General features: G+C 64.2%; 26 protein-coding genes. 18 read left to right on the top strand and 8 right to left on the bottom strand.

What is annotated here, in order from left to right; all coding sequences use genetic code 11:
• Positions 1-23 precede the first annotated feature (23 nt).
• Positions 24-815 (top strand): Bax inhibitor-1/YccA family protein, encoded by a 792-nt coding sequence (locus JQ553_RS19585; protein WP_212501644.1) that lies wholly within the window; start codon positions 24-26, stop codon positions 813-815.
• An 82-nt stretch (positions 816-897) separates the two neighbouring features.
• Positions 898-1,428 carry a GNAT family N-acetyltransferase gene (locus JQ553_RS19580; RefSeq protein ID WP_212501643.1) on the top strand — a complete coding sequence of 177 codons (531 nt, stop codon included), beginning with the start codon at positions 898-900 and terminating at the stop codon, positions 1,426-1,428.
• Positions 1,429-1,472: 44 nt separating this feature from the next.
• Here JQ553_RS19580 and JQ553_RS19575 read toward each other — a convergent pair whose 3' ends face one another.
• The 3 genes from JQ553_RS19575 to acnA all read right to left on the bottom strand — a co-directional run bounded on the left by JQ553_RS19575 (position 1,473) and on the right by acnA (position 6,012).
• Positions 1,473-1,844 carry a DUF2794 domain-containing protein gene (locus JQ553_RS19575; protein ID WP_212501642.1) on the bottom strand — a complete coding sequence of 124 codons (372 nt, stop codon included), beginning with the start codon at positions 1,842-1,844 and terminating at the stop codon, positions 1,473-1,475.
• A gap of 526 nt (positions 1,845-2,370) precedes the next feature.
• Positions 2,371-3,132, bottom strand: coding sequence for a thioredoxin family protein (locus JQ553_RS19570; RefSeq protein ID WP_212501641.1), 762 nt, complete (start codon positions 3,130-3,132; stop codon positions 2,371-2,373).
• Between the two features lie 159 nt (positions 3,133-3,291).
• Positions 3,292-6,012, bottom strand: a complete 2,721-nt coding sequence (acnA, locus tag JQ553_RS19565; RefSeq protein ID WP_212501640.1) for an aconitate hydratase AcnA — start codon at positions 6,010-6,012, stop codon at positions 3,292-3,294.
• Positions 6,013-6,230: 218 nt separating this feature from the next.
• On the opposite strand from acnA, the gene ccmA reads away from it, so the two are divergent.
• From ccmA to JQ553_RS19540, 5 genes are all read left to right on the top strand, one after another.
• On the top strand, positions 6,231-6,833 hold the full coding sequence (gene ccmA / locus JQ553_RS19560; RefSeq protein ID WP_212501639.1) for a heme ABC exporter ATP-binding protein CcmA: 603 nt from the start codon (positions 6,231-6,233) through the stop codon (positions 6,831-6,833).
• The gene (ccmB, locus tag JQ553_RS19555; RefSeq protein WP_212501638.1) at positions 6,830-7,498 is read left to right on the top strand and encodes a heme exporter protein CcmB; all 669 of its coding nucleotides are present in this window, start codon (positions 6,830-6,832) and stop codon (positions 7,496-7,498) included. The genes ccmA and ccmB overlap by 4 nt, the downstream gene beginning before the upstream one ends.
• Before the next feature lie 75 nt (positions 7,499-7,573).
• Positions 7,574-8,365, top strand: a complete 792-nt coding sequence (locus JQ553_RS19550; RefSeq protein WP_212501967.1) for a heme ABC transporter permease — start codon at positions 7,574-7,576, stop codon at positions 8,363-8,365.
• 4 nt (positions 8,366-8,369) lie between these two features.
• Entirely contained in the window at positions 8,370-8,549 is a 180-nt protein-coding gene (ccmD, locus tag JQ553_RS19545) for a heme exporter protein CcmD (RefSeq protein WP_212501637.1), read from the top strand.
• Positions 8,546-9,139 (top strand): DsbE family thiol:disulfide interchange protein, encoded by a 594-nt coding sequence (locus tag JQ553_RS19540; protein WP_212501636.1) that lies wholly within the window; start codon positions 8,546-8,548, stop codon positions 9,137-9,139. Before ccmD ends, JQ553_RS19540 begins: the two co-directional genes overlap by 4 nt.
• A 645-nt stretch (positions 9,140-9,784) precedes the next feature.
• Here JQ553_RS19540 and JQ553_RS19535 read toward each other — a convergent pair.
• Both JQ553_RS19535 and ftsY read right to left on the bottom strand, forming a co-directional pair.
• Positions 9,785-10,387, bottom strand: coding sequence for a septation protein A (locus JQ553_RS19535; RefSeq protein WP_212501635.1), 603 nt, complete (start codon positions 10,385-10,387; stop codon positions 9,785-9,787).
• Between the two features lie 132 nt (positions 10,388-10,519).
• Positions 10,520-11,464 (bottom strand): signal recognition particle-docking protein FtsY, encoded by a 945-nt coding sequence (gene ftsY, locus JQ553_RS19530; RefSeq protein WP_212501634.1) that lies wholly within the window; start codon positions 11,462-11,464, stop codon positions 10,520-10,522.
• Positions 11,465-11,513: 49 nt separating this feature from the next.
• Here ftsY and JQ553_RS19525 point away from each other — a divergent pair, with 49 nt between their 5' ends.
• Together JQ553_RS19525 and JQ553_RS19520 are read left to right on the top strand one after the other, a co-directional pair.
• A complete protein-coding gene (locus JQ553_RS19525) occupies positions 11,514-12,215 on the top strand; it encodes an RluA family pseudouridine synthase (protein ID WP_212501633.1) in 702 nt (233 codons plus the stop codon).
• Between the two features lie 126 nt (positions 12,216-12,341).
• A complete protein-coding gene (locus JQ553_RS19520; protein WP_409363080.1) occupies positions 12,342-13,478 on the top strand; it encodes a DUF2336 domain-containing protein in 1,137 nt (378 codons plus the stop codon).
• Positions 13,479-13,591: 113 nt separating this feature from the next.
• Here JQ553_RS19520 and mtaB read toward each other — a convergent pair whose 3' ends face one another.
• The gene (gene mtaB / locus JQ553_RS19515; RefSeq protein ID WP_212501632.1) at positions 13,592-14,857 is read right to left on the bottom strand and encodes a tRNA (N(6)-L-threonylcarbamoyladenosine(37)-C(2))-methylthiotransferase MtaB; all 1,266 of its coding nucleotides are present in this window, start codon (positions 14,855-14,857) and stop codon (positions 13,592-13,594) included.
• Between the two features lie 5 nt (positions 14,858-14,862).
• A complete protein-coding gene (dapF, locus tag JQ553_RS19510) occupies positions 14,863-15,735 on the bottom strand; it encodes a diaminopimelate epimerase (protein WP_212501631.1) in 873 nt (290 codons plus the stop codon).
• Between the two features lie 201 nt (positions 15,736-15,936).
• Here dapF and JQ553_RS19505 point away from each other — a divergent pair, with 201 nt between their 5' ends.
• A complete protein-coding gene (locus JQ553_RS19505; protein WP_212501630.1) occupies positions 15,937-16,641 on the top strand; it encodes a GyrI-like domain-containing protein in 705 nt (234 codons plus the stop codon).
• Between the two features lie 5 nt (positions 16,642-16,646).
• On the top strand, positions 16,647-17,348 hold the full coding sequence (locus tag JQ553_RS19500; RefSeq protein ID WP_212501629.1) for an SIMPL domain-containing protein: 702 nt from the start codon (positions 16,647-16,649) through the stop codon (positions 17,346-17,348).
• A 159-nt stretch (positions 17,349-17,507) separates the two neighbouring features.
• Here the strand turns inward: JQ553_RS19500 and JQ553_RS19495 are convergent, their stop codons facing one another.
• The gene (locus JQ553_RS19495; RefSeq protein ID WP_212501628.1) at positions 17,508-18,575 is read right to left on the bottom strand and encodes an MBL fold metallo-hydrolase; all 1,068 of its coding nucleotides are present in this window, start codon (positions 18,573-18,575) and stop codon (positions 17,508-17,510) included.
• A 432-nt stretch (positions 18,576-19,007) separates the two neighbouring features.
• Between JQ553_RS19495 and ffh the strand changes: the two genes are divergently transcribed.
• The 7 genes from ffh to JQ553_RS19460 all read left to right on the top strand — a co-directional run bounded on the left by ffh (position 19,008) and on the right by JQ553_RS19460 (position 24,941).
• Positions 19,008-20,555 carry a signal recognition particle protein gene (ffh, locus tag JQ553_RS19490; RefSeq protein WP_212501627.1) on the top strand — a complete coding sequence of 516 codons (1,548 nt, stop codon included), beginning with the start codon at positions 19,008-19,010 and terminating at the stop codon, positions 20,553-20,555.
• Between the two features lie 84 nt (positions 20,556-20,639).
• Positions 20,640-20,972, top strand: a complete 333-nt coding sequence (gene rpsP / locus JQ553_RS19485) for a 30S ribosomal protein S16 (protein WP_212501626.1) — start codon at positions 20,640-20,642, stop codon at positions 20,970-20,972.
• Positions 20,973-20,989: 17 nt separating this feature from the next.
• Entirely contained in the window at positions 20,990-21,511 is a 522-nt protein-coding gene (gene rimM / locus JQ553_RS19480) for a ribosome maturation factor RimM (RefSeq protein ID WP_212501625.1), read from the top strand.
• A 48-nt stretch (positions 21,512-21,559) separates the two neighbouring features.
• Positions 21,560-22,288 (top strand): tRNA (guanosine(37)-N1)-methyltransferase TrmD, encoded by a 729-nt coding sequence (gene trmD / locus JQ553_RS19475; protein WP_212501624.1) that lies wholly within the window; start codon positions 21,560-21,562, stop codon positions 22,286-22,288.
• Between the two features lie 108 nt (positions 22,289-22,396).
• The gene (gene rplS / locus JQ553_RS19470; protein ID WP_212501623.1) at positions 22,397-22,777 is read left to right on the top strand and encodes a 50S ribosomal protein L19; all 381 of its coding nucleotides are present in this window, start codon (positions 22,397-22,399) and stop codon (positions 22,775-22,777) included.
• A 343-nt stretch (positions 22,778-23,120) separates the two neighbouring features.
• Complete coding sequence (gene leuC, locus JQ553_RS19465; protein ID WP_212501622.1) at positions 23,121-24,527, top strand: 3-isopropylmalate dehydratase large subunit; 1,407 nt, start codon at positions 23,121-23,123, stop codon at positions 24,525-24,527.
• A gap of 204 nt (positions 24,528-24,731) precedes the next feature.
• Positions 24,732-24,941, top strand: a complete 210-nt coding sequence (locus tag JQ553_RS19460; protein ID WP_212501621.1) for a hypothetical protein — start codon at positions 24,732-24,734, stop codon at positions 24,939-24,941.
• Positions 24,942-25,079: the final 138 nt, after the last annotated feature.

The following is a 25,079-nucleotide window of genomic DNA, read 5'->3' as shown; positions in this document are numbered from 1 at the left end:
GGGACAACCACGGGAATTCGACCATGTCGGACCTAGACCGCAACTATGCCTCTCCCTTCGGCCGGGCCGCCGGGCGCATTGACGCTGCGACCGTCGACGCCGGTCTGCGCGCCTACATGCTGCGCATCTACAACTACATGAGCATCGGCCTGGCCATTACCGGCTTTGCCGCGCTTGGTGTCTACATGGCTGCGGTGACAGGCGATTCGTCCGCCGCCGTCGCCAGGTTTGGCAATGCCTACCTGACGCAGTTCGGTTATGCGATGTACGTCAGTCCGCTGAAGTGGCTGTTCATCCTCGCGCCCCTGGTGATGGTGTTCGTCATTTCCGCCGGCATCAACCGTCTGCAACCCGCGACCGCCCAGTTGCTGTTCTGGGTGTTCTCGGCGCTGATGGGCCTATCGCTGTCGTCGATCTTCCTCGTGTACACGCATACCTCGATCGTGCGGGTGTTCTTCATCACCGCGGCGACCTTCGGCGCGCTGAGCCTCTACGGCTACACCACAAAGCGTGACATGAGCGGCATGGGCTCGTTCCTGTTCATGGGCCTGATTGGCATCATCATCGCGAGCCTGGTCAATCTGTTCCTGGCGAGTTCGGCGCTGCAGTTCATCGTGTCGGTGGTCGGCGTGCTAGTGTTCGCGGGCCTGACTGCCTGGGACACCCAGCGGCTGAAGAACGACTACATCTACGGCTACGCCTCGCAAGGTGGCGCGATGGCCGAGCGTGCGGCGATCACCGGCGCACTCTCGCTCTACCTGAACTTCATCAACTTGTTCACGCTGCTGTTGCAGCTGCTCGGCCAGCGCGACTAAGCGCTAAGCCAGCGGATCGATCCAAGCCCCGGCCTTCCGGCCGGGGCTTTTCTTTTGCGCGAAGCAAAAATATTCTCGCTTCATGTCAAATCCGGAAATCAGAATAGCCGCCGAGGCCGACCTCCCTTCGATCACGGCAATCTATGAGCACGCAGTGCGCTTTGGCACCGCGACCTTCGAGTTGATGCCGCCCGACCTCGCCGAAATGACGCGCCGCTACCGGGCGTTGGTGGATGGCGGTTTCCCCTATTTGGTCGCCGTGCTGGATGGCCGCGTGGTCGGCTACGCCTATGCCGGTCCGTACCGGCCGCGACCGGCCTATCGCTTCACCGTGGAGAACTCGATCTATCTGGATCCTGCGATCCATCGCCGCGGCATCGGCTTGCGGCTGATGCAGCGCCTGATCGTCGAATGCGAGGCGAGCGGCTTTCGGCAGATGATCGCGGTAATCGGCGATTCCGAGAATGCGGGTTCGATCGGCGTCCACAGCAAGACCGGCTTCCAGATGATCGGGACCCATCCCAGCGTCGGCCTGAAGTTCGGCCGCTGGCTCGACACCGTGATGATGCAGCGCGCACTTGGCGAGGGCGCGACGACGGTGCCGGCGGATTGAGCGGCAATACCCGTAGCCCGGATAGATCGCGTCGAGCCGCCGGCCTAGACCAGCATCAGCTTACGATCGATCACAAGCAGCACACGCTCAAGCTCGTGGCCGCGGCGCAGAATCAGCCCGGTCGCCGAGATGACGCTGTACATGCCCTGCTTGCGCGCCAGCCGCGGATCTTTCTCGATGCGGTAGATCGGCACCTCGGAGGCGCGGCGAAACACCGAGAACACTGCGCGGTCCTTGAGGAAATCGATCGCATAGTCGCGCCATTCGCCTTCGGCGACCATGCGGCCATAGAGATTGAGAATTCGGTTTAGCTCAAGACGATTGAACGTCACGCGATTGGGTTGGGAGGCCGCGGCGGCGGGGCGCGCCACGGCGCGAAGCCCGCTTGGATCAGTGTCCTCCGAGATCAAGCTCATCGAGCAGCCTCCTGTCATCCGCCTGACATGATTGCGCTAAGTTAGGGACGCTGCAAGCGTCCATTCGTTGTGCCGTGAGCCGCTTTGGGGACGTCCGTGAGACACAGCCGGGCGCCGCAAAAGGGTCACGGGAACGTTAGTAGAATCTTATTGCTGCCCCACTTCCGCCAATCGACCGCCCCGCTGCCCTGCGAGAAGGAAATCCTGCGTTGGCCCGGTCCTTTCGGTTCCGGATTCCTCAGCCCCCAGCCCCCCGGGGCCGTTGGGATCGGGTCTGTGCGCAGGGGAGTTGATCCCCAACACTGGGCCAACGAAAGTTGGTCCTTTTTGTTTTGCGGGCATCGGCTTTGCATTTGGAGTCCGTGCCGCAACGAGCGAGCCAGACGCTCACGCCCAAACCCGATCGCACGCGCTTCAAAGCATGTCTGGATGCGGTCGCCGTTGCGCACGGCGCAACCCAACGAGCTATGGCATTTCGAGCGGAGCCGGGTCACGTAAACCAAACACGTCAAACGAGAATCTAGACCTAGTGCAGCGACGTGAACGCCGCGCCCAGCATCGGACCGGGCTTCTCGCGATTGCCGTCCTGGACATAGACCACCGCAGCGTCGACACCGTCGCGCGTGATGTTCTCAAGCGGCACGGTCCAACTGCCGGATGAACCGGTCCAGTCACCAACCTTCAGAAGATTGCGCACAACATTGTGGTAGGTGATCTCCCGGCCGCGATTTTCACCGCGCCCAATCGAGATCGGCACGGCCTTTGAGATCGAGCAAATCCAGACTTCGCCACGCGCCGCAGTCGGCGCCTTGGCTGCGGCCACGGAGACGTTGATCTGCTTGCCGGACAATGACAGCGTCACCGGGACGGACATCACATCGCCGGACCGCTCGGTGGTTCTGATCGCATTCTCGATGCCGGCACGGTCGCTGCCGATCAGATGCGTCGAACCGTTCACCACGACCTGCGGTGTGTAGACGTCGCGGTCGCCGCGCATCTGGGAATAGGCCTTCTGACGCGCACTGAAGCGCGAGTCGGCCAACGTGTCCTTCCAGCCGAGATAGTCCCAATAGTCGATCGGCATGCTCAGCGCGATGACTTCGGGATCTTTCGCGAGTTCTCCGATGACCTTGTCAGCCGGCGGACAGGACGAGCAGCCCTGGGAGGTGAAGAGTTCGACGACTGCGCGCGGCTCGGCGTAGGCGGGCCGAATGATTGCGACGATTGCGCAGATGCCGATCGCACCGGACCATCGCGATATTCGATTATAGGCCATCATCGCTGTCATAGTGTGAACCAGTCGTGATGATTTCCATCCGTATTTGTACGGGGCATGAAATTTGTCCCTAACAGCGTGCCCCGAAACGCAAGAAAGCGGCCTTTTCATAGGCCGCCTTCTATTTTGCCGCCATTCACTAAGCGGTGAGGCGCCGATCACAAGTCGGCGTCAGGCGGCCAGTCTGCGCAGCACGTAATGCAGGATGCCGCCATTGCGGTAGTAGTCGAGCTCGTCCAGCGTGTCGATGCGGCACAGCAGCGGGACGCGCTGTGTCGACCCATCACCGGAGACGATCTCGGCGGTCAGGGTCTGGCGCGGCTTCAGGTCGCCCTGCAGGCCGCGGATCGTGACTTTCTCGTCGCCCTTCAGCCCGAGAGAAGACCAGGACGTGCCTGCCTCGAAGGTGAGCGGAAGCACACCCATGCCGACCAGGTTGGAGCGGTGGATGCGCTCGAAGCTCTGACAGATCACCGCGCGCACGCCGAGTAGCCGTGTGCCTTTCGCGGCCCAATCGCGTGACGAGCCATTGCCGTATTCGGCGCCCGCGAAGACCACCAGCGGCACACCCTCCTGCTGGTACCTCATCGCCGCATCGTAGATCGACATCTGCTCGCCATCGGGCCAATGCCTGGTCAAGCCGCCCTCCGGAATGTTGCCGTCGGCACCCTTCAACATGAAGTTCTTGATACGGATGTTGGCGAAGGTGCCGCGCATCATCACTTCATGGTTACCGCGCCGCGTGCCGTACTGGTTGAAGTCGGCCGGACGCACCTGATGCTCGCTTAGGAATTTGCCGGCGGGCGAGGTCAGCTTGATCGAACCGGCCGGAGAGATGTGGTCGGTGGTGATCTTGTCCCCGAACATCGCCAGTATCCGCGCATCGACGACGTCGTTGATCGGATCAGGCTGCTTCTTCATGCCATCGAAGTACGGCGGATTCTGCACATAGGTCGAGCTCATGTTCCAGCGATAGGTCTCGCTCTCGGTGGTCTTGATCTTGCGCCAGTTGGTGTCGCCCTTGAACACGTCGGCATACTTCTTCTTGAAGATCGTCGCGGTGACGTACTTCTTCATGAAGGCGTTGATCTCCTTCGCGGTCGGCCAGATGTCCTTCAGGAACACCGGCTTGCCGTCCTTGCCGGTGCCGATCGGCTCGACCGCGAGGTCCTTCGTCACGGTACCGGCGAGCGCATGCGCCACGACCAGCGGCGGCGAGGCGAGATAGTTCGCCTGCACGTCGGGGCTGACGCGGCCCTCGAAGTTGCGGTTGCCCGACAACACGGCAGCGGCAACGATGCCGTTTTCGTTGATCGACTTCGAAATCGCCTCCGGCAGCGGGCCGGAGTTGCCGATGCACGTCGTGCAGCCGAAGCCGACCAGATTGAAGCCGACCTTGTCGAGATCGGCCTGCAGGCCGGAATTGGCGAGATATTCCGCCACCACCTGGCTGCCGGGCGCGAGCGAGGTCTTGACCCACGGCTTCGCCTTCAGACCCTTGGCAGCCGCATTGCGCGCCAGCAGGCCGGCCCCGATCAGCACGCTCGGGTTCGAGGTATTGGTACAAGAGGTAATCGCGGCGATCACGACGTCGCCATGGCCGAGATCGAAATCGCGGCCCTCGACCGCGTAACGCTCCGACGCGCCATCGACCTTCTTGTATTCACTGGTCAGCGCTGTCGCGAAGCCGGAGGACACCGCAGGCAGGGCGACGCGGCCTTCGGGGCGCTTCGGCCCGGCCATTGACGGCACGACGTCGCCGAGGTCGAGCGTCAATGTGGTGGTGAAGACCGGATCGGCCGACTTGGCGGTACGGAACAGGCCTTGCGCCTTGGCGTAGGCCGAAACGAGCTTGACCCGGTCGGCCTTGCGGCCCGAAGTCTTCAGGTAATCGATGGTCGCGGCATCGACCGGGAAGAACCCGCAGGTCGCACCATATTCGGGCGCCATGTTGCCGATGGTCGCCTTGTCCGCAACCGAGAGATAGTCGAGGCCGGGCCCGAAGAATTCGACGAATTTGCCGACCACACCCAGCTTGCGCAGCATCTGCGTGACGGTGAGCACGAGGTCGGTCGCGGTGACGCCTTCCTTGAGCTGGCCCTTGAGCTTGAAGCCGACCACTTCCGGCAGCAGCATCGACAGCGGCTGGCCGAGCATGCAGGCTTCCGCCTCGATGCCGCCCACGCCCCAGCCGAGAACGGCGAGACCGTTGACCATGGTCGTGTGCGAATCGGTGCCGACCAGGGAGTCCGGATAGGCGACCTCGAAGGTGCCGGCCTTCTTGCCGACCGTCATCTTCTCCTTCTTGGTCCAAACCGTCTGCGCGAGATATTCGAGGTTGACCTGATGGCAGATGCCGGTGCCAGGCGGCACCACGGAGAAGTTCGAGAATGCCTTCTGGCCCCACTTCAGGAACTCGTAGCGCTCCTGGTTCTGCTTGTATTCCTCGACGACGTTCTTCGCGAAGGCCCTGTTGTCACCGAAGAAGTTGACGATCACCGAATGGTCGATGACGAGATCGACCGGCACCAGAGGATTGATCTTCTCGGCATCGCCGCCGAGACTCTGCATCGCGTTGCGCATTGCCGCGAGGTCGACCACGGCCGGAACGCCGGTGAAATCCTGCATCAGCACGCGCGCCGGGCGGAAGGCGATCTCGTGTTCGAGCTGACGCTTCTTCAGCCACTTCGACACCGCAAGGATATCGTCCTTCTTGACGGTGCGGCCGTCTTCATTGCGCAACAGGTTCTCCAGCAGGACCTTCATCGAGTATGGCAGCTTCGAAATGCCCTTCAGCCCGTTCTTCTCTGCCTGCGGCAGACTGTAATAGACGTAGGTCTTGCCACCGACTTTCAGGGTCTTGCGGCATTTGAAGCTGTCGAGCGAGGTCATGCGAGGAATCCCAATTCTTAGTGGAGGGTATTTGGACACCGTCGGTTGGCTGAATTGGCCTGGTGGCTTGCGGCCGCCGATCATGTGCTGCATCAAGTTCCGGGCTTATAGAATCTTTCCAGAAGCACCGCCACAGCGACAAGCGTGCGCCAGCGTTGCGCGACCCAAAAATTCTCACGCGGTAGCCAAAGATTTCAGAGGGCTGTGACAAGGCGAAAATGCGGCTCTCGGGACGAAACTTGCGATGCGTTCGCGGCGGCCGCGAAGTGTTTTCCGCCCTCGACTTCTCGGTCTCATCCGGCGAGGCGCTGACGGTTCTCGGCCCCAACGGATCCGGCAAGACGTCGCTGTTGCGCCTCATCGCAGGGCTGCTGGTGCCTGCGGATGGAGCGATTGCGCTCAACGGCGGCGAGGCCGAGCTGAGCGTGTCCGAGCAGGCCCACTATCTCGGCCACCGCGACGCGCTGAAGCCGGCGCTGAGCGTCCTTGAGAACCTGTCTTTCTGGCGCGATTTTCTCGGCGGCGAGATGCAGGACGCAAGGCAATGCCTCGCTGCCGTAGCGCTCGACCACGCCACGGACCTTCCCGCCGCCTATCTCTCGGCCGGCCAGCGCCGGCGCCTTTCGATTGCGCGCCTGCTGGCGGTGCGACGGCCAGTCTGGCTCCTGGATGAACCAACCTCGGCGCTCGACGCCGCCGGACAGGAGCTGTTTGTCGGCCTGATGCGCCAACACCTCGGCCGCGGCGGCATCATCATCGCCGCGACCCACCTGCCGCTCGGGATCGAAGCGGGCGAATTGCGGATGCGAGGCCCGGCATGAGCGCGCTCGCCGCATTGATCCGGCGAGACATCCGCATCGCGCTGCGGGTCGGCGGCGGCGCGCTGATCGGCGTGCTGTTCTTTCTGACCGTCACCGTGCTGATGCCGTTCGCGGTCGGGCCGGATCTCGCGCTGCTGTCACGGCTCGGGCCCGCCATCCTCTGGCTCGGCGCGCTGCTGGCGAGCCTGCTCACACTGGACCGGCTGTTCACGGCCGACCATGACGACGGCTCGCTCGACCTGGTCGTGATGAGCCGGACGCCGCTGGAACTGGCCTGCGCGGCCAAGGCGCTGGCACATTGGCTCGCCGCGGGGCTGCCGTTGATCATCGCGACGCCGGCGCTCGGCCTGCTGCTCAATCTCGACGGCACCGCGACGCTCGCGGTGGCGCTGACCCTGCTCGCGGGAACCCCGGCGCTGACCTTCACCGGGATGATAGGCGCCGCCTTGGCGGTGACTCTGCATCGCGGCGGGCTGTTGCTCGCGGTGCTGGTGCTGCCGCTGTCGATCCCGGTGCTGATCTTCGGCGTCGCGGCATCGCAGGCGGCGATATCCGGCCCGCTGTCATTTGGAACACCATTCTCGATCCTCTGCGCGCTGTCGCTGGTCAGCTTCGTGCTCGGGCCATTTGCCGCGGCCGCGAGCCTGCGGCATGGGCTCGACTGAGATGTGCCGGATCAATTCTTGACGATGGGACCTCGGACAATTGCCTGTGACGCATCAGACGACTATCAGGGTGCCATGACGCTGATCGACCTCGCCAATCCGACCAGGTTCCTGGCCCTGACCGCGCGTATCCTGCCGTGGCTGGCGGGCGCGACCGCGATTCTGCTCGCGATCGGCCTCTATCAGTCGGCGATGGCGCCCGACGACTACCAGCAGGGCGCCACGGTCAAGATCATGTTCATCCACGTGCCGAACGCATGGCTGTCGATGTTCGTCTGGGGCGTGATGAGCGTGGCCGCGCTCGGCACGCTGGTATGGCGGCATCCGCTTGCCGACGTCGCCGCGAAAGCCGCCGCGCCGATCGGCGCCGCCTTCACCTTCCTCGCCCTCGTCACCGGCTCGCTGTGGGGCCGGCCGATGTGGGGAACCTATTGGGAATGGGACGCGCGGCTGACCTCGGTTCTGATCCTGTTCCTGATGTATCTCGGCCTGATGGCGCTGTGGCGCGCGGTGGAGGATCCCTCGCGCGCGGCGCGGGCGGCGGCGATCCTCACTCTGGTCGGCGCCATCAATATCCCGATCATCAAATTCTCGGTCGACTGGTGGAACACGCTGCACCAGCCGGCCTCGGTGATCCGGATGGGCGGGTCGACGCTCGACAAGGCATTCCTGTGGCCGCTGCTGGTGATGGCGGTCGCGTTTTCCCTGCTGTTCGTCACACTGCATCTGGCCGCGATGCGCAACGAAATCCTGCGCCGCCGCGTGCGCAGCCTGCAGATGATGCAGGCCAGCCGCATCGCCTTTTCGAGCGAAGTGGGCACCGGTTCGCGCGAAGAAAAGGCGTCAAAAACAATTGGGGCGGCGTAACGCCATGTCGTTCGGTCCCTACGCCTCCTTCATCGTGACGTCCTATGCACTGGTCACCGTGGTGGTGCTGCTGTTGATCATCTGGATCATCGCAGATTATCGCCGGCAACAGGCGCGGCTGCTCGACCTCGAGGCCAGCGGCGTCACCCGCCGCTCCGGCCGTGGCGCAACGGATATCCGATGAGCGAACAGGCGATGAGTTCTCCGCCGCGAGGACGACGCTGGCTGGTGGCGCTGCCGCTGATCATCTTCGCCGGGCTCGCGGGCCTGTTCCTGCTGCGGCTCTATGGCGGTGATCCCTCGAGGATTCCGTCGGCGCTGATCGGCCGTCCGGCGCCGCAAACGGCGCTGCCGGCGCTCGAAGGCCTGATGCAGGACGGCGCACCCGTTCCGGGACTCGACCCGGCCGTGTTCAAGGGCAAGGTCAGTGTCGTCAATGTTTGGGCGTCCTGGTGCGTGCCGTGCCACGACGAGGCGCCGCTGCTGACGGAGCTCGGCCACGACAAGCGTTTCCAGATCATCGGCATCAACTACAAGGACGCGCCCGACAATGCGCGCCGCTTCCTCGGCCGTTACGGTAATCCGTTCGGCATCGTCGGCGTCGACGGCAACGGCCGCGCCTCGATCGAATGGGGCGTCTATGGCGTGCCGGAGACCTTCGTGGTCGGACGCGACGGCAAGATCGCCTACAAGCTGGTCGGGCCGGTGACGCCTGATAACGTCAACTCCGTCCTCAAGGCCGAGATCGAGAAGGCATTGAAGGCAGGAACGTAGACTTCCCCTTCGCAATGAGGGGGTGAGAGCTGGATTCAATTGTCAGACAGCGATGAGGATGTGAACTCGCATTCTCGCGGCGCGTTGCGTCCGAGCTTTGCTCTACATTGCGCCCTCTCCTCAGAGAGAGGGCGCAGGGAAAGCCGGGTGCCGATCGCACCCATGGGCCCGGTGCAACAAAAAGCACCGGGGGTAGGACCACAGGTGTAACCGGAAACAACCCGGCTTCCCTGCGCGATGGTTTTACGGCTTATCTCGTGATCTTCCCGGTGAGACCAGCTTTGTTGTCACCGTCGTCAGTGAGCAGTGTGCTGCTCGCGGACTTAACACCTGCATCGGGGCGTCAGAACCACACGACTTCGCCGTCCGCCCTGGCACGTTCGCCTCGTGTGCCGCAGCGTCCACCGCATCTCAACCCAACACTCGTGACGATGGCGAAGCGCCCCTCATTCGGGTGAGACGGGCGGATTAGACTGCTGATTTGGGTCAATCTGGAAGCGGAATATTTTTCGTCCGAAGGCTTGCCGCGTCGGGCAAATCAGTGATTGAGGATTCCAGCGAGAGCAGCGACCCGGGGGTGAAGTCCAGCACTGTCACCGTAAAAAATCCCCGCAAGACGCAGAGCCTCTTCGTGGAGAGAGCCCTTCACCCCTTCCGCACGTCGCCGGCTTCCGCTTCGCTGGTCTCCAGCGAAACCGGTTCGAGGTGATAGCGCTTTGTGAGCGGCATCTGGGCGATGGCGAACACCATGGTGAGCGGGGTGACGCCGAACACCTTGAAGTTTACCCAGAAATCCGTGGACTGGGTCCGCCACACGATCTCGTTCAGGACCGCCATGCCGGCAAAGAACAGCGCCCAGCGCAAGGTGAGGATGCGCCAGCCCTGCGCGGTCAGATTGAACATCTGGTCGAACATGATGGCGATGAAGGAGCGGCCGAACAGCAGCCCGCCGCCGAGCACGGCCGCGAACAGGCTGTAGATGATGGTCGGCTTGACCTTGATGAAGGTCTCGTCATGCAGCACCAGCGTCAGCGTGCCGAACACCAGCACGATCGCGCCGGTCACCAGCGCCATGACCGGCACGTGCCTGGTCACAACATAGGACGCGATCATCGCCGCGACGATCGCGACCATGAACGCGCCGGTCGCGACGAACAGGTGGTACTTCGCATTGGCGACGAAGAACACGAGCAACGGCCCGAGTTCGGTCGCGAGCTTGAACAGCGGATGCGGCTGGGTCTTGTCCATCAGTTCAGTCCATCAAGCTCGTGTCGTTCCCATCCTTCGAGACGGCGCTTCGCGCCTCCTCAGGATGACGCTTCCCGTCCGTCTCTCCTCATCCCGGGTGGCGCGCCAGCGCTTGCCTCCTCGGGATGAGGCCTACTCGATCCCGGCAATCGCCTTGGCAAAATCCTTTGCAGTGAAGGGTGCGAGATCCTCGACACCTTCGCCGACGCCGATGAAATGCACCGGCAGCCTGTGCTTCTCGGACAGCGCCACCAGGATGCCGCCGCGCGCGGTGCCGTCGAGCTTGGTCATCACGAGGCCGGTGACGCCGGCGGTGCGATGAAACGCCTCGACCTGCGACAGCGCGTTTTGTCCCACCGTGGCGTCGAGCACCAGCAGCACGGCATGCGGCGCCGACGCATCGACCTTCCTGATGACGCGCACGATCTTTTCGAGCTCGTTCATCAGCTCCGACTTGTTCTGCAGGCGGCCCGCGGTATCGATCAGCAGCACATCGCGTTGCTGCACCTTTGCCGAGGTCAGCGCATTGAAGGCTAGGCTTGCGGAATCGGAACCCTGCGCGCCCGAAATGACCGGCGATTTGGTCCGCTCGCCCCATACTTTCAGCTGCTCGATCGCCGCCGCGCGAAAGGTGTCGCCGGCCGCGAGCATGACCTTGCGGCCCTCGGCGGAAAACTTGGCGGCGAGCTTGCCGATCGTCGTGGTCTTGCCGGAGCCGTTGACGCCGACCACGAGGATGACGAATGGCGCCTTCGACGCATCGATCTGAAGCGGCTGCGCCACCGGCGCCAGCACCTTCTCGACCTCGGTCGCGACCACGGCCTTGACTTCATCGGCCGAGATCGCCTTGTCGTAGCGGCCCTGGCCGACGGCGTCCGCGATGCGCACCGCGACCCCGGTGCCGAGATCGGCGCGCAGCAGCACATCCTCGATCTCGTCGAGCATGGCGCGATCGAGCTTGCGCTTGGTGACGAGATCGGCGACCGCCGTCCCGAGCGCGCCGGAGGTGCGCTTCAGGCCGCCCTTCAGCCGCTGCCACCAGCTCTGTTTGGGAGTTCCCGCAGTGGTATCGTTCATAGCGCGGGTGTGTTAGCCGTTTCGCCGCGCAAACGAAAGTCTCGACCGATTGATCGATGTTCCCCAATTGACCGCGGAAGAAATCCAGGCGCGGGTGCTTCACCGCGACGGGTTGATGCTGGTGATCGATAAGCCGGCCGGACTGCCGGTCCATCGCGGCCCCAAGGGCGGTCCCAATCTCGAAGCATCGTTCGATGCGCTGCGATTCGGCCTGCCGCGGCCGCCGGTGCTTGCGCATCGGCTGGACAAGGACACCTCCGGCTGCCTGGTGCTCGGCCGCCACCGCAAGGCGACCGCCTCGCTCGGCCTGCTGTTCAAGCACGGCAAGGTCTCGAAGACTTATTGGACGGTGGTCGAGGGCGGCCCTGCCGACGACGAAGGCACCATCGACCTGCCGCTCGGGCGTCTCAACGCAGAGCGCGGCTGGTGGCAAAAGCCGGATCCGGAGGGGCAGAGGGCGGTCACCAACTGGAAGGTATTGGGCAGGGGCCCGGGCCTTACCTGGCTCGCGATGGAGCCGGTCACCGGCCGCACCCATCAACTTCGCGTGCATTCGGCGACCGCGGGCTGGCCGATCGTCGGCGACAATATCTACGGCAACGGCCCGCGCTTCGGCGAACCGAGCCTGCACCTGCACTCACGCGCGATCGGTATTCCGATCTCGAAGAACAAGGAGCCGGTGCATGTCATCGCGCCTGCGCCCGAGCACATGCGGGAGCGGCTGCGGGCCTGCGGCTGGAACGGTCAGTAGGGCCCCCGTGCCCCGGCGCAATCGGCCCGAATTGGACCGTTATCCTTTACTGAACGTTTAGTCCACTCCAGTAGACCTGAAAGCCAGCTTAGAAAAAGCGCACGCGAGACAAGGCTCAGGACGAGCATGCTGAATGCTGGGCAGCAATCCATTATCGACGAAGTCGAGGCGACGATACGGCTCGGCTCGGCCGAAAAATGCCTGGCGACGGCCAAGCGCGTCACCCGCCTCTTTCTCGCTTCCGCCGGCAATTTCAACAGCGAACAGGTCGAGCTGTTCGACAACGTGCTCGGAAGGTTGATCAAGACCATCGAGCTACGCGCCCTGGCCGATATCAGCGCCCGGATGGCGCTAACGGAAATCAGCGAACAACTCGCGCCGGTCGCGCAAGCCCCGCCGGTAATCGTGCGCCGCCTTGCCAGGAATGACGAAATCCGCGTCGCGCGGCCGATTCTGCAGGAATCCTCACGCTTGAGCGCGGATGACCTCGTCGAGATCGCGCAAACCAAGAGCGAGCAGCATCTGCTCGCCGTCTCCGGTCGCTGGTGGCTGAAGGAAGCGGTCACCGACGCGCTGCTGGCGCGGCGTTTCCCGAGCGTCAGCCGCCGGCTCGTCAGCAATCCCGGCGCGCGGGTTTCGACAGACGGCTTCGCCATCATTCTCGCGCAGGCAGAAACGGATCCCGATCTTGCAGTCGAGACCGGTGTTCGCGCCGACCTGCCCTCCGAGCTCCGCCTCAAGCTCGTGCATGAAGCCACGGAGGCGGTTCGCGGCCGGCTGCTGGAACGCGCACCACCGCATCTGTTCGAGGAGGTCCGCCACGCCGTCGCCACCGTCGCTGCGGGCGTGGACCGTGAAATGTCGCGGGTGCGCGACTTTACGGCGGCCAAGCGTCATATCGCGAAGCTCAAGGAGGGTGGCGAGCTGAACGAAGCCGTCCTGTTCGGCTTTGCCAGCAAGCGGAAATACGAAGAGACCGTCGTGGCGCTGGCGCATCTCGCGCAGTCGAGCGTCGATGTGATTCGGCCGTTGATGCAGAGCCTTCGCAGCGAAGGCCTGCTCGTGCCCTGCCGCGCGGCCGGACTGAGCTGGGAAACGACGGCTGCCGTGATGGAGTGCCGATATTCCACCGGCGCGATGGGACCGGCCGAACTGGCCAAGGCCAGGAGCCAGTTCACCAAGATGACGCGCGAAAATGCCGATCGCCTGCTGCGGTTCTGGCAGGTTCGCTCTTCGCATTCGCCGCAGGCCGCCTATCACTAGATCCACAGCATCGTCGGTTCTGATTGAATCAGAACCGACGCGTTCACGTCACGCGAACCGGTATCCACTCCGCTCAAAACCGCTAGGGCGCGTGAAGCGGTCCGTTGCCGGTCTCAGATAGTCAACCGCGCGCCGTCGTGACCTCTGACTGTCAGCGCCTGCACGGCGCCAGGCACGCCACCGTCGATCGCGACGGGCAGGAAGTGCTCGGTGCGCCCCTGTGCGCCGCTCTCGATCAGCACCTTACGCGTTGCGCCGCGCTCCATAGCGAGCCGCCGCTGCAGCGCCACGACGCCCGCCGCACGCAGGCGTCTCGCGCGATCCCTGATCGCGCCGCCCGCGACCTGCGGCATTCGCGCGGCCGGCGTTCCCGGCCGCTTCGAGTAGGGAAACACGTGCAGGAAGGTGAGATCGCATTCGTCGACCAGATCCAGCGACCGCGCAAACATGTCCTCGGTCTCCGTGGGGAAGCCCGCGATGATGTCGGCGCCGAAGGCGATATCCGGCCGCAGCCGCCGCACCTGCACGCAGAAATCGATCGCGTCCTTCCGCGAATGCCGGCGTTTCATGCGCTTGAGTATCATGTCGTCGCCGGATTGCAGCGACAGGTGCAGATGCGGCATCAAGCGCGCATCGTCGGCGATCACGTCGAGCAGATCGCGGTCGGCCTCGATCGAATCGATTGACGAGATGCGCAGCCGCTTCAATTCGGGCACATGCCGCAGGATCTGCCGGGTCAACTGGCCGAGCTTCGGCGCGCCCGGCAGGTCGGCGCCATAGCTCGTGAGATCGACCCCGGTCAGCACGATCTCTGCGTGACCGCGCTCGACCAGTGCACGGACCTGATCGACCACCGCCCCCATCGGCACCGAGCGCGAATTGCCGCGGCCGTAGGGGATGATGCAGAAGGTGCAGCGATGGTCGCAGCCGTTCTGCACCTGCACGAACACCCGCGGCAGGCCACGCTCGAATCCGTCGAGCAGATGCGGCGCCATTTCCGTCACCGCCATGATGTCGGCTACCGCGACCTTCTCGCTGCTGTCGACGCCAAAGGGCGCATCGAATGCCGCGCGCGCCTCGCGCCAGGCGTCGCCGCGCATCTTCTCGTCGTTGCCGACGACGCGATCGACCTCGGCCATCCCGGCGAAGACGCCCGCTTGCGTCTGCGCTGCGCAACCGGTGACGACGATGCGCGCGTCGGGACGATCCCGCTTCAGCCTGCGGATCGCCTGCCGCGCCTGCGCCACCGCCTCGTTGGTGACGGCGCAACTATTGATCACGATGGTGTCGGCGAGACCCGCCTGCTCTGCCTCACGACGGATCACTTCGGACTCGAAGGCATTGAGCCGGCAGCCAAAGGTGATGACGTCGACGCCCATGGCCTTCAGACGACGCTTGCGAACAGCGCCGGATCGAAGCGACCTTCATATTCGAACTCGGCGGGGCCGGTCATCAGCACATGATCGTCGCGCTCGCGCCACTCGATCATCAGCTTGCCGCCCGGCAGCGCGATCTCGACCGTGCGGTTGGCGCGCTTCAGCCGCGCTGCGGCGACCGCGGTCGCGCAGGCCGCCGAGCCGCAGGCCCTGGTCAGACCGGCGCCGCGCTCCCAGGTCCGGATCGTGATGTGGTCGCGATCGACGATGTGGGCGAGCGTGATGTTGGCGCGCTCAGGGAAGATCGGATGATTTTCCAGGAGCGGCCCGAAACGCCCGAGATCGTAGGCCTCGACATCCTCCACCCAGAAGATCGCGTGCGGATTGCCCATGCTGACCACCGACGGCGAGTGCAGCAGCGGATTGTCGATCGGCCCGACCTGCAGCTCGATGTAGCGGGTGTCGCGGAATTCCTCGGCGAGCGGGATGTCCCGCCAGCCGAATTTCGGCGCGCCCATGTCGACCGTGTAGAGATCGGGCGCCGGGCCCTGCCAGCAATTGAGCAGGCCGGCGCGGGTCTCGAAAGTCGCATTGGTCTGCCCGGTCCGCTCGAAGATGCGCCGCACCACGCAACGCATGCCGTTGCCGCAGGCACCGGCCTCCGAACCGTCATTGTTGTAGATCCTGATAAAGGCTTCGGTGCCCGCGAGCCGCGGCGGCTGCAATACCATCAGCTGGTCATAGAGGACGCCTCCGGGCGAGGCCACCGCGCGCGCCTCCTCCGCCGAGACCTGCGCCTTGGAATCGCGCAAATCGACGACGACGATCTCGTTGCCGATGCCGTTCATCTTGGCGAAGGCGTGGTTGGCGAGCGTGCTCATGGAATTTCCCAATTTATGCCCGTCTTATATGGCGAGTGGCCGCACATTGGCCAGCCTGCTGACGTCTATCCGGTCTGCAGGCGGCCATGACGTATCTATCATGGGACGAATGTGGAACTTGCGTGTTAGGAAATATCGCACCTTGCAGGCGTGCGCCGGGACGATCGCGCAGCGGCTCGGGGCGCGGATGGAGATTACCGAATGAATCGTATCAGCACTTTCCGCGCGGCCCTGGTCGCGCTGCTCCCTTTGGCCGCGATCGCGCTGGCCAGCCCCTCGCATGCCCAGTCGCCGGCTGCCTCGCCCGCGCCGGCGGCAAGTCCGTCGCCCAGTCCCGCACCATCGGCGACCCCGGTCCCGCCGCCGGCCGAAACCAAGTCGCCGGCCGATAGCCCCGCCGCCGCCCAAACGCCCGCACCGCCGCCGACCGCTCCGGTGCAGACCGCCGATCCCTTCGGCGAACCCTTCACGCTGGAACCGAAGAAAGTCGTCATGCTGAAGGGCAACGCCAATTGGGACTCGGCATTCGATACCTTGATCGAGGCCTTCAAGACCCTGACCGCGCTGCTCGACAAGCAGGGTGTCAAGGCGTCAGGCAATCCGATGATCGTCTACACCTCGACCGACGATACCGGCTTCACCTTCGTCGCCGAAATCCCGGTCGATCAGGATGTGAAGGGCCTCGGCAAGAACATGAGCATGGGAAATTCACCGGACGGAAATGCGCTGAAATTCGTCCATCGGGGCTCCTACGACAATATGGACAACACCTACGAGGCGATCACCAACCATCTCGACGACAAGAAGCTGGAAGCCAAGGACACGTTCATCGAGGAATACATCACCGATCCGCTCAAGACCGCTGAAGACAAGCTGGTGATCAATGTCTACGTGCCGCTGAAGTGAGGCCCATGAAGCTTGCCCTCCCCGTCGCCACCGTGGCCCTGACGCTGCTCGCGGCGCCGGCCCTCGCGCAGGTCCCGCCGCCGGCCGTTTCCGTCACCGGTGAGGCCACCACATCGGTCGCGCCTGATCAGGCGCAGGTCGACGGCGGCGTGACCACGGACGCCAAGACCGCGCGCGAAGCGGCTGACGCCAACAACGCGGCCATGGGCAAGGTCCTGTTGGCGCTGAAGGGCGCCGGCCTCGATGAGAAAGACTACCAGACCTCGCGGCTGTCGCTGCAGCCGAAATATGCGCCCGACCGATCGGGCCCGACCACCGTGATCGGCTACCGCGCGAGCAACCGCGTCACTATCAAGGTCCGCGACGTCGCCAAGGTCGCCAGTGTGATCGACGTGCTGGTGGGTGCGGGCGCGAACGAGATCGGCGGCATCAATTTCGTGGTGTCGCAGGCATCGAAGGTTCTGGACGAGGCGCGCGACAAGGCGATCGCCGATGCACGCCGCAAGGCGGAGATCTATGCCAAGGCGGCCGGCGTGACGCTCGGCGAGCCGCTCAGCATTTCCGAGGAAGGCGGTTCGCCCGCGCCGGTCTTCCGCAGCAAGCTGGCGGCGCCGATGGCCGCCGCCGGCGCGCCCGTTGCGCAGGGCGAGGAGACGTTGTCAGTGACCGTGCGCGTGTCCTGGGCAATCAAGGCGAAAGAGCAGTAATTCTCTCAAACCCCATACACAGACCTCATCCCGAGGAGCCGCGAAGCGGCGTCTCGAAGGATCGCCGCGTGTACGACCGGGCCTCATGGTTCGAGACGGCGCTCGCGCGCCTCCTCACCATGAGGGTTTGTGTTCATAATTCGCTCCTCGCCATGACGGTCAAATCTCAAACACCTGTCCAGGCTTCAACGTGGCGAACTTTTCACGCGGCACGTTTGCCGCGTCGAGCGCCTCGCCGAGCGCGATCGCGGGTGCGTCTATCGCTTCGTCGGTCAGTTGGAACGTGCCGTGATGATGCGCGAGCGCCTGCGCGGCGCCGCAATCGGCCAGCGCCTTCACGGCGTCTTCCGGGTTCATGTGCTGGTCGCGCATGAACCAGCGCGGCTCATAGGCGCCAATCGGCAGGATCGCGAGCCGCAGCGGACCATGCGCGTCGGCGACGCGGCGGAAATGCCGGCCGTCGCCATAGCCGGAATCGCAGACAATGTAGAGCTTGCCGGCCGGCGTCTCCAGCACGAAGCTTGCCCACAGCGTCTTGTTGCGGTCGAACAGGCCGCGCGCCGACCAGTGCCGGGTCGGCACCAGTGTCACGGCAATGCCGTTGCCGAGTTCGACGCGGTGATGCCAGTCGAATGCCTCGGCCCTGATCGCGGCATCCGCATCGCGCATGGTGACGTCGTTGCCAAGTGGCGTGATCACGCGCGGCGCGCATGTCGCGGCGAGCTTTGACAGCGTTGCGAGGTCAAGATGATCGTAGTGGCCATGCGACACCAGCACGGCGTCAATCCCGGGCAGCTTCTCGAAGGCAATGCCGGGATCGTTGTGCCGCTTCGGCCCGGCAAAGCTGAACGGCGAGGCGCGCATCGACCACACGGGATCGACGAGGATGTTGAGCCCGCCGGTCTGGACCAGCCAGCTCGCGTGGCCGACGAACGACAGCCGCACCCCGGCTCCATTGACGCGCGGCGGCGGTATATCGGAGTGGGGGCTCGGAGCCCATTCCGGCCACTTCGCTCTGTGCCGCTCGCCGCCATACTGCCAGCGCAACACTTCGGCGAGTGATTTCGGCGGCACGCCGTCGGGATCGAAGAAGCGCAGCCCGTCGAAATGATCGGAGGTGGGGCCGTCATAAGTCTTCATGAGGGACATCCAGATCGACGGAACGCCGATGGCGGCGGCGGCTCCGGTCAGCAATGCGAGAATGCGGCGGCGGGTAACGATAGGCACGAGGCTCGGCCACGAAACGATGAGGTGGAACACATCCATCTATATGGGTGAACAGCCCGATTCAAAATCGACAATGAAAAAATCAGCTTTTTCAAATACTTGTATGGCCGACCCGCGCCGGCCCGGCCAAACTTTCCTTGACTTTCCGGCACAGTCGGCGTTTAACCCCCGCACTTTCTCGGAAAGATCCGTCTTTTCGACCCGCCGACCGGCCCTGGAGGCCGGAGGCCAACGCCCGACAGCGCGATGCGCCCTCGGGCGCGAAAGTGTTTGGATTACTCCTCCCTCGCCCGCTCTAGCGGGGAGAGGGCTGGGGTGAGGGCTCTCTCCGCGCGTGATGCGCGTGGATAGTCCCGTACCCCCTCACCCGGATCGCAAGGGCGATCCGACCTCTCCCCGCAGGCGGGGAGAGGTGAAAAAAGGACAACGGCATTGTTCGACAATCTGTCGGAAAGGCTTGGCGGCATTCTCGATCGTCTGACGGGACGCGGTGCGCTGACCGAAAAGGACGTCGATGCCGCGATGCGCGAGGTGCGCCGGGCGCTGCTCGAAGCCGACGTCGCGCTCGAAGTCGTGCGCAGCTTCATCGAGAAAGTTCGCGAGCAGGCCATCGGAGCCACTGTCGTCAAATCGGTCACGCCCGGCCAGATGGTGGTGAAGATCGTCCATGACGAACTCGTCGCCACGCTCGGCTCCGACGGCCAGACCATCGACATCAATGCAGTCCCGCCAGTTCCGATCATGATGGTCGGCCTGCAGGGCTCAGGCAAGACCACCACCACCGCCAAGCTCGCGCGGCGGATGGTTCAGCGCGACAAGCGCAAGGTGCTGATGGCTTCCCTCGACGTCTATCGCCCGGCGGCGATGGAGCAACTCGCGGTGCTCGGCCGCGACCTCGACATTCCGACCCTGCCGATCGTTGCCGGCCAGATGCCGCCGCAGATCGCAAAGCGCGCGCTCGAGGCAGGCAAGCTCGGCGGCTACGACGTGGTGCTGCTCGATACCGCCGGCCGCACCACACTCGACGAAGAGATGATGAAGGAAGCGGCCGAAATAAAATCGGCCGCCAATCCGCATGAGGTCCTGCTGGTCGCCGACTCCCTTACCGGCCAGGACGCGGTCAACCTCGCGCGCTCATTCGACCAGCGCGTCGGCCTCACAGGCATCGTGCTGACCCGCGTCGACGGCGATGGCCGCGGCGGCGCCGCACTCTCGATGCGTGCGGTCACCGGCAAGCCGATCAAGCTGATCGGCACCGGCGAAAAGACCGATGCGCTGGAAGATTTCCACCCGAGCCGGATCGCCGGTCGCATCCTGGGCATGGGCGACGTTGTCTCGCTGGTCGAGAAGGCCGCCGCCAATATCGACGCCGAAAAGGCTGCACGCACCGCCGAGCGCATGCGCAAGGGTCAGTTCGACCTCAACGACATGCGCGAACAGTTGCAGCAGATGGCGAACATGGGCGGCATCGGCGGACTGATGGGCATGATGCCCGGCATCGCCAAGATGAAGAACCAGATCGCGGCGGCCGGCATTGACGACAAGATCATCAAGCGCCAGGTCGCGGTCATCGATTCGATGACGCGGCAGGAGCGCAAGAACCCGGACATCCTGAAAGCGAGCCGCAAGAAGCGCATCGCGGCCGGCTCCGGCCAGAGCGTCGAGCAGGTCAACAAGCTCCTGAAGATGCATCGGAACATGGCGGATATGATGAAGGCCATGGGTTCGGGAAAGCGTGGCCCGCTCGCCGGCATCGCGCAGGCGATGGGTTTCGGCGGCGGCATGAAGCCACCCTCGGCGGAAGAGATGAAGGCGCTTGCCGAGAAGATGCAGGGCGGCGCCGGCGGCGGCCTGCCCAACCTGCCGAAGGATCTTCCCGTCGGCCTGCGCGGCGGCCTGCCGAATTTGCCCGGACTGACCGGCCTCAGCGGCAAGCCGACGCTGCCCGGTCTGGGCGGCCTCCCGGGCAAGAAGAAATGAGGAATTCGTCATTGCGAGCGCAGCGAAGCAATGACGGCGTAACTGACCAACACAGACGTCAAACCAACACTTAAGGAGAACCAAATGTCCGTCGTTATCCGTCTCGCTCGTGCAGGCACCAAGAAGCGGCCGGTCTATCACGTCGTCGTCGCCGACTCGCGGTTCCCGCGGGATGGCCGCTTCATCGAGCGTCTCGGCCACTTCAACCCGCTGCTGCCGAAGGACAGCGAGGCGCGCCTGAAGCTCGACATGGACAAGGTGAAGGCCTGGCTTGCCAAGGGCGCGCAGCCGTCGGATCGCGTGACCCGCTTCCTCGACGACGCCGGTGTGATGAAGCGCACGCCGCGCAACAACCCGATGAAGGCCGTGCCGCGCAAGGAGCGCAAGGCGCAGGCCGAAGCCGCCGCCAAGGCGTAAGCCGAACGGCGACCGCAGTGGCCGCACCGGTCTGTATCGCCCGCATTGGCGCAGCGCATGGCGTGCGCGGCGCCGTCAGGCTGTGGACGTTCACCGAAGACCCGTGGGCCGTAAAGGACTACGGCCCGCTGATGACCAGGGACGGCTCCCGTCAATTCGAGGTGACGCATGTGCGCGAAGCCAAGGACCATCTGGTCGCGACCCTGAAGGGGATCGCCACCCGCGATGAGGCCGAGCGGCTCAACGGCATCGAGCTTTATGTTCCGCGCGACAGGCTGCCGGACACCGAGGACGACGAATATTACCATGCCGACCTGATCGGGCTTGCGGCCGTCACCGCGGCCGGCGAGCCGCTCGGACGCGTGCTTGCAATCCATAATTTCGGCGCTGGCGACATCATCGAGATCGCGCCTCCCGCAGGCGCGACGATGCTGCTGCCGTTCTCCAACGCCGTGGTGCCGGAGGTCGATATCGCCGGCGGACGGGTGGTGATCGATCTTCCGGACCAGATCGAGGGCGACGATCCGTCAGCGGCCTGACGAGTGCAGAGCCTCGACCTCGCGGCCGTGGTGCCGTAACCAGAAGCCATGACAACCCAGCCGGCCATCTGGCGCGCCAGCGTCCTGACCTTGTTTCCGGACATGTTTCCGGGACCGCTCGGCGTGAGCCTCGCCGGCAAGGCGCTCGCGGCCGGCCTCTGGACGCTGGAGGCGCGCGACATCCGTGCGTCAGCCACCGACAAGCACCGCAGCGTCGATGACACCCCGGCCGGCGGCGGCCCCGGCATGGTGCTGCGGGCCGATATCCTGGCCGCGGCGATCGACGCCGCTGATATCGCCCCTGGCCGCCCGCGGCTCCTGATGAGCCCGCGAGGTCAGCCATTGACCCAATCGCGGGTGACGGAGCTCGCGGAGGGGCCCGGCCCCATGATCGTCTGCGGCAGGTTTGAGGGGGTGGACCAGCGGGTGATCGACGCCCGCGGCCTCGAGGAAGTCTCGATCGGCGACTACGTGCTGTCCGGCGGCGAGATCGCCGCCATGGCGTTGCTGGACGCCTGCGTGCGACTGTTGCCGGGAGTGATGGGCAAGCAGGCCTCGGCGACCGACGAGAGTTTTTCCGCAGGACTACTGGAATACCCCCAATACACCCGTCCGCAGGAGTTCGAAGGCCGCCAAATCCCGGAAATCCTCGTTTCCGGCGACCATGCCAAGGTGGCGGCCTGGCGCCTCGCCCAGTCCGAGGCCTTAACGCGGGCCCGGCGGCCCGATCTCTGGGCGATCAGGACCCGTCAGACAAAAAACACGACAGACGGGTGACAAACCCCGCGCTTTGCCTTATTAGGGGCGCCAAATCCGCACACGCGCAGGATAGATGGACGTTCGCGCAGCCCGCGCACGCTGGGCGCGCCGCCGATGGAGATTTGAATGAACCTTATTCAGCAGCTCGAAAAAGAGCAGTTCGACAAGCTCGCCGCCACCAAGGACATTCCGGAGTTCGCGCCCGGCGACACCATGATTGTCAACGTGAAGGTGGTCGAAGGCGACCGGACCCGCGTGCAGGCCTATGAAGGCGTCTGCATCGGCCGCTCCGGCCATGGCCTCAACGAGAGCTTCACGGTCCGCAAGATCTCCTATGGCGAGGGCGTTGAGCGCGTCTTCCCGGTGATGTCGCCGATGATCGACTCGATCAAGGTGGTGCGCCGCGGCAAGGTCCGTCGCGCCAAGCTCTATTACCTGCGCAACCTGCGCGGCAAGTCGGCCCGCATCGTCGAGAAGCAGGACCGCGCGGCCGCCGTCGGCGAATAATTCATTCTGCTCGGGGTGTGATCAAAAGCGCGGGGCTTACTTACCCCGCGCTTTTTCGTTGCAGCATGCTTATCTATTGGATTGCGCGCGCATCGATTGATTGTCGTGGGCGCAACCCCTGTGATAGAAATTTAGAATGGTTCCGGATCAAGCAAGCCAACCCTGCCGACGCGTCGTGATCGACGATCGCTCGCGGCTGCCGGGCCGCTTCTTCGGACGCTTTGCGACTTCGGCGATGTCAGAGCTTACGCGAGCAGCGTAACGCTGCGCCGATGCTTTCGCCTGCTCGCGCGTCACCGCTCTCGAGCCGCTCGCCACCAAATTTTTTCTGGAGCTCAAGCTCATGTCCAAACCGACCACGTTGTACGACAAGATCTGGAATGACCATCTGGTGCACGAAGCCGAGGACGGCACCTGCCTCATCTACATCGACCGCCATCTGGTGCATGAGGTGACGTCGCCGCAGGCATTCGAAGGCTTGCGCGCCGCCGGCCGCAAGGTTCGCGCGCCCGAGAAGACGCTCGCCGTCGTCGATCACAATATCCCGACTACCGACCGCTCGAAGCCGAACCCCGATCCTGAGAGCATCGAGCAGATGCGGGTGATGGCGGAGAACGCCAAGGAATTCGGCATCGAGTATTACAACGAGTTCGACAAGCGTCAGGGCATCGTGCACGTCATCGGCCCGGAGCAGGGCTTTACGCTGCCCGGCACCACCGTCGTCTGCGGCGACAGCCACACTTCGACGCATGGTGCGTTCGGCGCGCTCGCGCACGGCATCGGCACCTCCGAGGTCGAGCACGTGCTGGCGACGCAGACGCTGATCCAGAAGAAAGCCAAGAACATGCGCGCGATCGTCGACGGCAGGCTGCCGGAGGGCGTAACCGGCAAGGACATCATTCTCGCGATCATCGGCGAGATCGGCACGGCCGGCGGCACCGGCTACGTGCTGGAATATGCCGGCGAGGCGATCCGCGCGCTCAGCATGGAAGGCCGCATGACGGTCTGCAACATGTCGATCGAGGGTGGGGCGCGTGCCGGCCTCGTTGCGCCCGACCAGAAGGCGTTCGACTTCCTGCGCGACCGGCCGAAGGCTCCGAAGGGCGCTGCCTGGGACGCCGCGATGCGCTATTGGGAGACGCTGCGTTCCGACGACAACGCGCATTTCGACCACGAAATCCGGCTGGACGCGGCAAAACTGCCGCCGATCGTCACCTGGGGCACCTCGCCGGAGGATGTAGTCTCGATCAACGGCTATGTGCCCGATCCGGACAAGATCGAGGACGAGGCCAAGCGCATCTCCAAACATCGCGCGCTGAAATACATGGGCCTGACGGCGGGCACGAAGATCACGGACATCAAGCTCGATCGCGTCTTCATCGGCTCCTGCACCAACGGCCGCATCGAGGATCTGCGCGCCGCGGCCAAGATCGCCGAAGGCAAGACCGTCAACGCCAACGTCAATGCGATGATCGTGCCGGGCTCGGGCATCGTGAAAGAGCAGGCGGAGGCCGAAGGCCTCGACAAGATCTTCATCAAGGCCGGCTTCGAATGGCGTGAACCGGGCTGCTCGATGTGCCTCGCCATGAATCCGGACAAGCTGAAGCCGGAGGAGCGCTGCGCCTCGACCTCGAACCGCAATTTCGAGGGCCGCCAGGGCTTCAAGGGCCGCACCCATCTGGTGTCGCCCGCGATGGCGGCCGCAGCCGCAATCGCAGGACACTTCGTCGACGTTCGCGACTGGCGATAGGCGCCAGAGCTTCGGTTCTGATTGAATCAGAACCGAAGCTCTAGATCCTTGTTTTGACGCGTTTTCTTTACGCGGACCGGGGATCCGCTTCGCTCGAAAACGCTGTGGCTCTTGTCTCAAGCTCGACACGTTCCGGAAACGGCTCGTTAACGGCCGATCCGCACACTGGCTCCTTGCGAAACCCAGCCTCGCGAGGAGCCGGACGTGGCCGACAAATCCGAATTCGTCGATATGATCAGCGACGCGACACAGCAAAAGCGTCGCCGTGCCGTGCCGCGCATCGTCGATCCGCTTCCCGAGGTGAAGGAGACTTCACGCCTCAGCCATTGGCCACCGGAGCGCTGGACGCAATGGCGGATCGAAAATCTGACGCCGTGGAAAATGAAATCCTGGAAGTTCAGGAACTGGGAATAGACCCGCATTGCCGGCGCAAACGAAAATGGGCGCTATTCGGCGTCGGTTTGTCGTATCACGCCTCGATGGCTGTACCGGTGGCGGCAGATCCTACATGCCGAAGGCGTCGTGTTGCTGGCCGAGGGTTTCACACCGTGA

This window comes from Bradyrhizobium lablabi (assembly GCF_018131005.1).
GTDB classification, from domain to species: domain Bacteria; phylum Pseudomonadota; class Alphaproteobacteria; order Rhizobiales; family Xanthobacteraceae; genus Bradyrhizobium; species Bradyrhizobium lablabi_D.
This window is presented reverse-complemented; position numbering and strand designations above follow the sequence as displayed.

What these genes read in the sequence shown, in the direction of transcription:
- JQ553_RS19585 (WP_212501644.1), top strand. Translation starts at nt 24, where the DNA reads ATGTCGGACCTAGACCGCAACTATGCCTCTCCCTTCGGCCGGGCCGCC.
- JQ553_RS19580 (WP_212501643.1), top strand. Translation starts at nt 898, where the DNA reads ATGTCAAATCCGGAAATCAGAATAGCCGCCGAGGCCGACCTCCCTTCG.
- JQ553_RS19575 (WP_212501642.1), bottom strand. Translation starts at nt 1,844, where the DNA reads ATGAGCTTGATCTCGGAGGACACTGATCCAAGCGGGCTTCGCGCCGTG.
- JQ553_RS19570 (WP_212501641.1), bottom strand. Translation starts at nt 3,132, where the DNA reads ATGACAGCGATGATGGCCTATAATCGAATATCGCGATGGTCCGGTGCG.
- acnA (WP_212501640.1), bottom strand. Translation starts at nt 6,012, where the DNA reads ATGACCTCGCTCGACAGCTTCAAATGCCGCAAGACCCTGAAAGTCGGT.
- ccmA (WP_212501639.1), top strand. Translation starts at nt 6,231, where the DNA reads ATGCGGCTCTCGGGACGAAACTTGCGATGCGTTCGCGGCGGCCGCGAA.
- ccmB (WP_212501638.1), top strand. Translation starts at nt 6,830, where the DNA reads ATGAGCGCGCTCGCCGCATTGATCCGGCGAGACATCCGCATCGCGCTG.
- JQ553_RS19550 (WP_212501967.1), top strand. Translation starts at nt 7,574, where the DNA reads ATGACGCTGATCGACCTCGCCAATCCGACCAGGTTCCTGGCCCTGACC.
- ccmD (WP_212501637.1), top strand. Translation starts at nt 8,370, where the DNA reads ATGTCGTTCGGTCCCTACGCCTCCTTCATCGTGACGTCCTATGCACTG.
- JQ553_RS19540 (WP_212501636.1), top strand. Translation starts at nt 8,546, where the DNA reads ATGAGCGAACAGGCGATGAGTTCTCCGCCGCGAGGACGACGCTGGCTG.
- JQ553_RS19535 (WP_212501635.1), bottom strand. Translation starts at nt 10,387, where the DNA reads ATGGACAAGACCCAGCCGCATCCGCTGTTCAAGCTCGCGACCGAACTC.
- ftsY (WP_212501634.1), bottom strand. Translation starts at nt 11,464, where the DNA reads ATGAACGATACCACTGCGGGAACTCCCAAACAGAGCTGGTGGCAGCGG.
- JQ553_RS19520 (WP_409363080.1), top strand. Translation starts at nt 12,342, where the DNA reads ATGCTGAATGCTGGGCAGCAATCCATTATCGACGAAGTCGAGGCGACG.
- mtaB (WP_212501632.1), bottom strand. Translation starts at nt 14,857, where the DNA reads ATGGGCGTCGACGTCATCACCTTTGGCTGCCGGCTCAATGCCTTCGAG.
- dapF (WP_212501631.1), bottom strand. Translation starts at nt 15,735, where the DNA reads ATGAGCACGCTCGCCAACCACGCCTTCGCCAAGATGAACGGCATCGGC.
- JQ553_RS19505 (WP_212501630.1), top strand. Translation starts at nt 15,937, where the DNA reads ATGAATCGTATCAGCACTTTCCGCGCGGCCCTGGTCGCGCTGCTCCCT.
- JQ553_RS19500 (WP_212501629.1), top strand. Translation starts at nt 16,647, where the DNA reads ATGAAGCTTGCCCTCCCCGTCGCCACCGTGGCCCTGACGCTGCTCGCG.
- rpsP (WP_212501626.1), top strand. Translation starts at nt 20,640, where the DNA reads ATGTCCGTCGTTATCCGTCTCGCTCGTGCAGGCACCAAGAAGCGGCCG.
- trmD (WP_212501624.1), top strand. Translation starts at nt 21,560, where the DNA reads ATGACAACCCAGCCGGCCATCTGGCGCGCCAGCGTCCTGACCTTGTTT.
- rplS (WP_212501623.1), top strand. Translation starts at nt 22,397, where the DNA reads ATGAACCTTATTCAGCAGCTCGAAAAAGAGCAGTTCGACAAGCTCGCC.
- leuC (WP_212501622.1), top strand. Translation starts at nt 23,121, where the DNA reads ATGTCCAAACCGACCACGTTGTACGACAAGATCTGGAATGACCATCTG.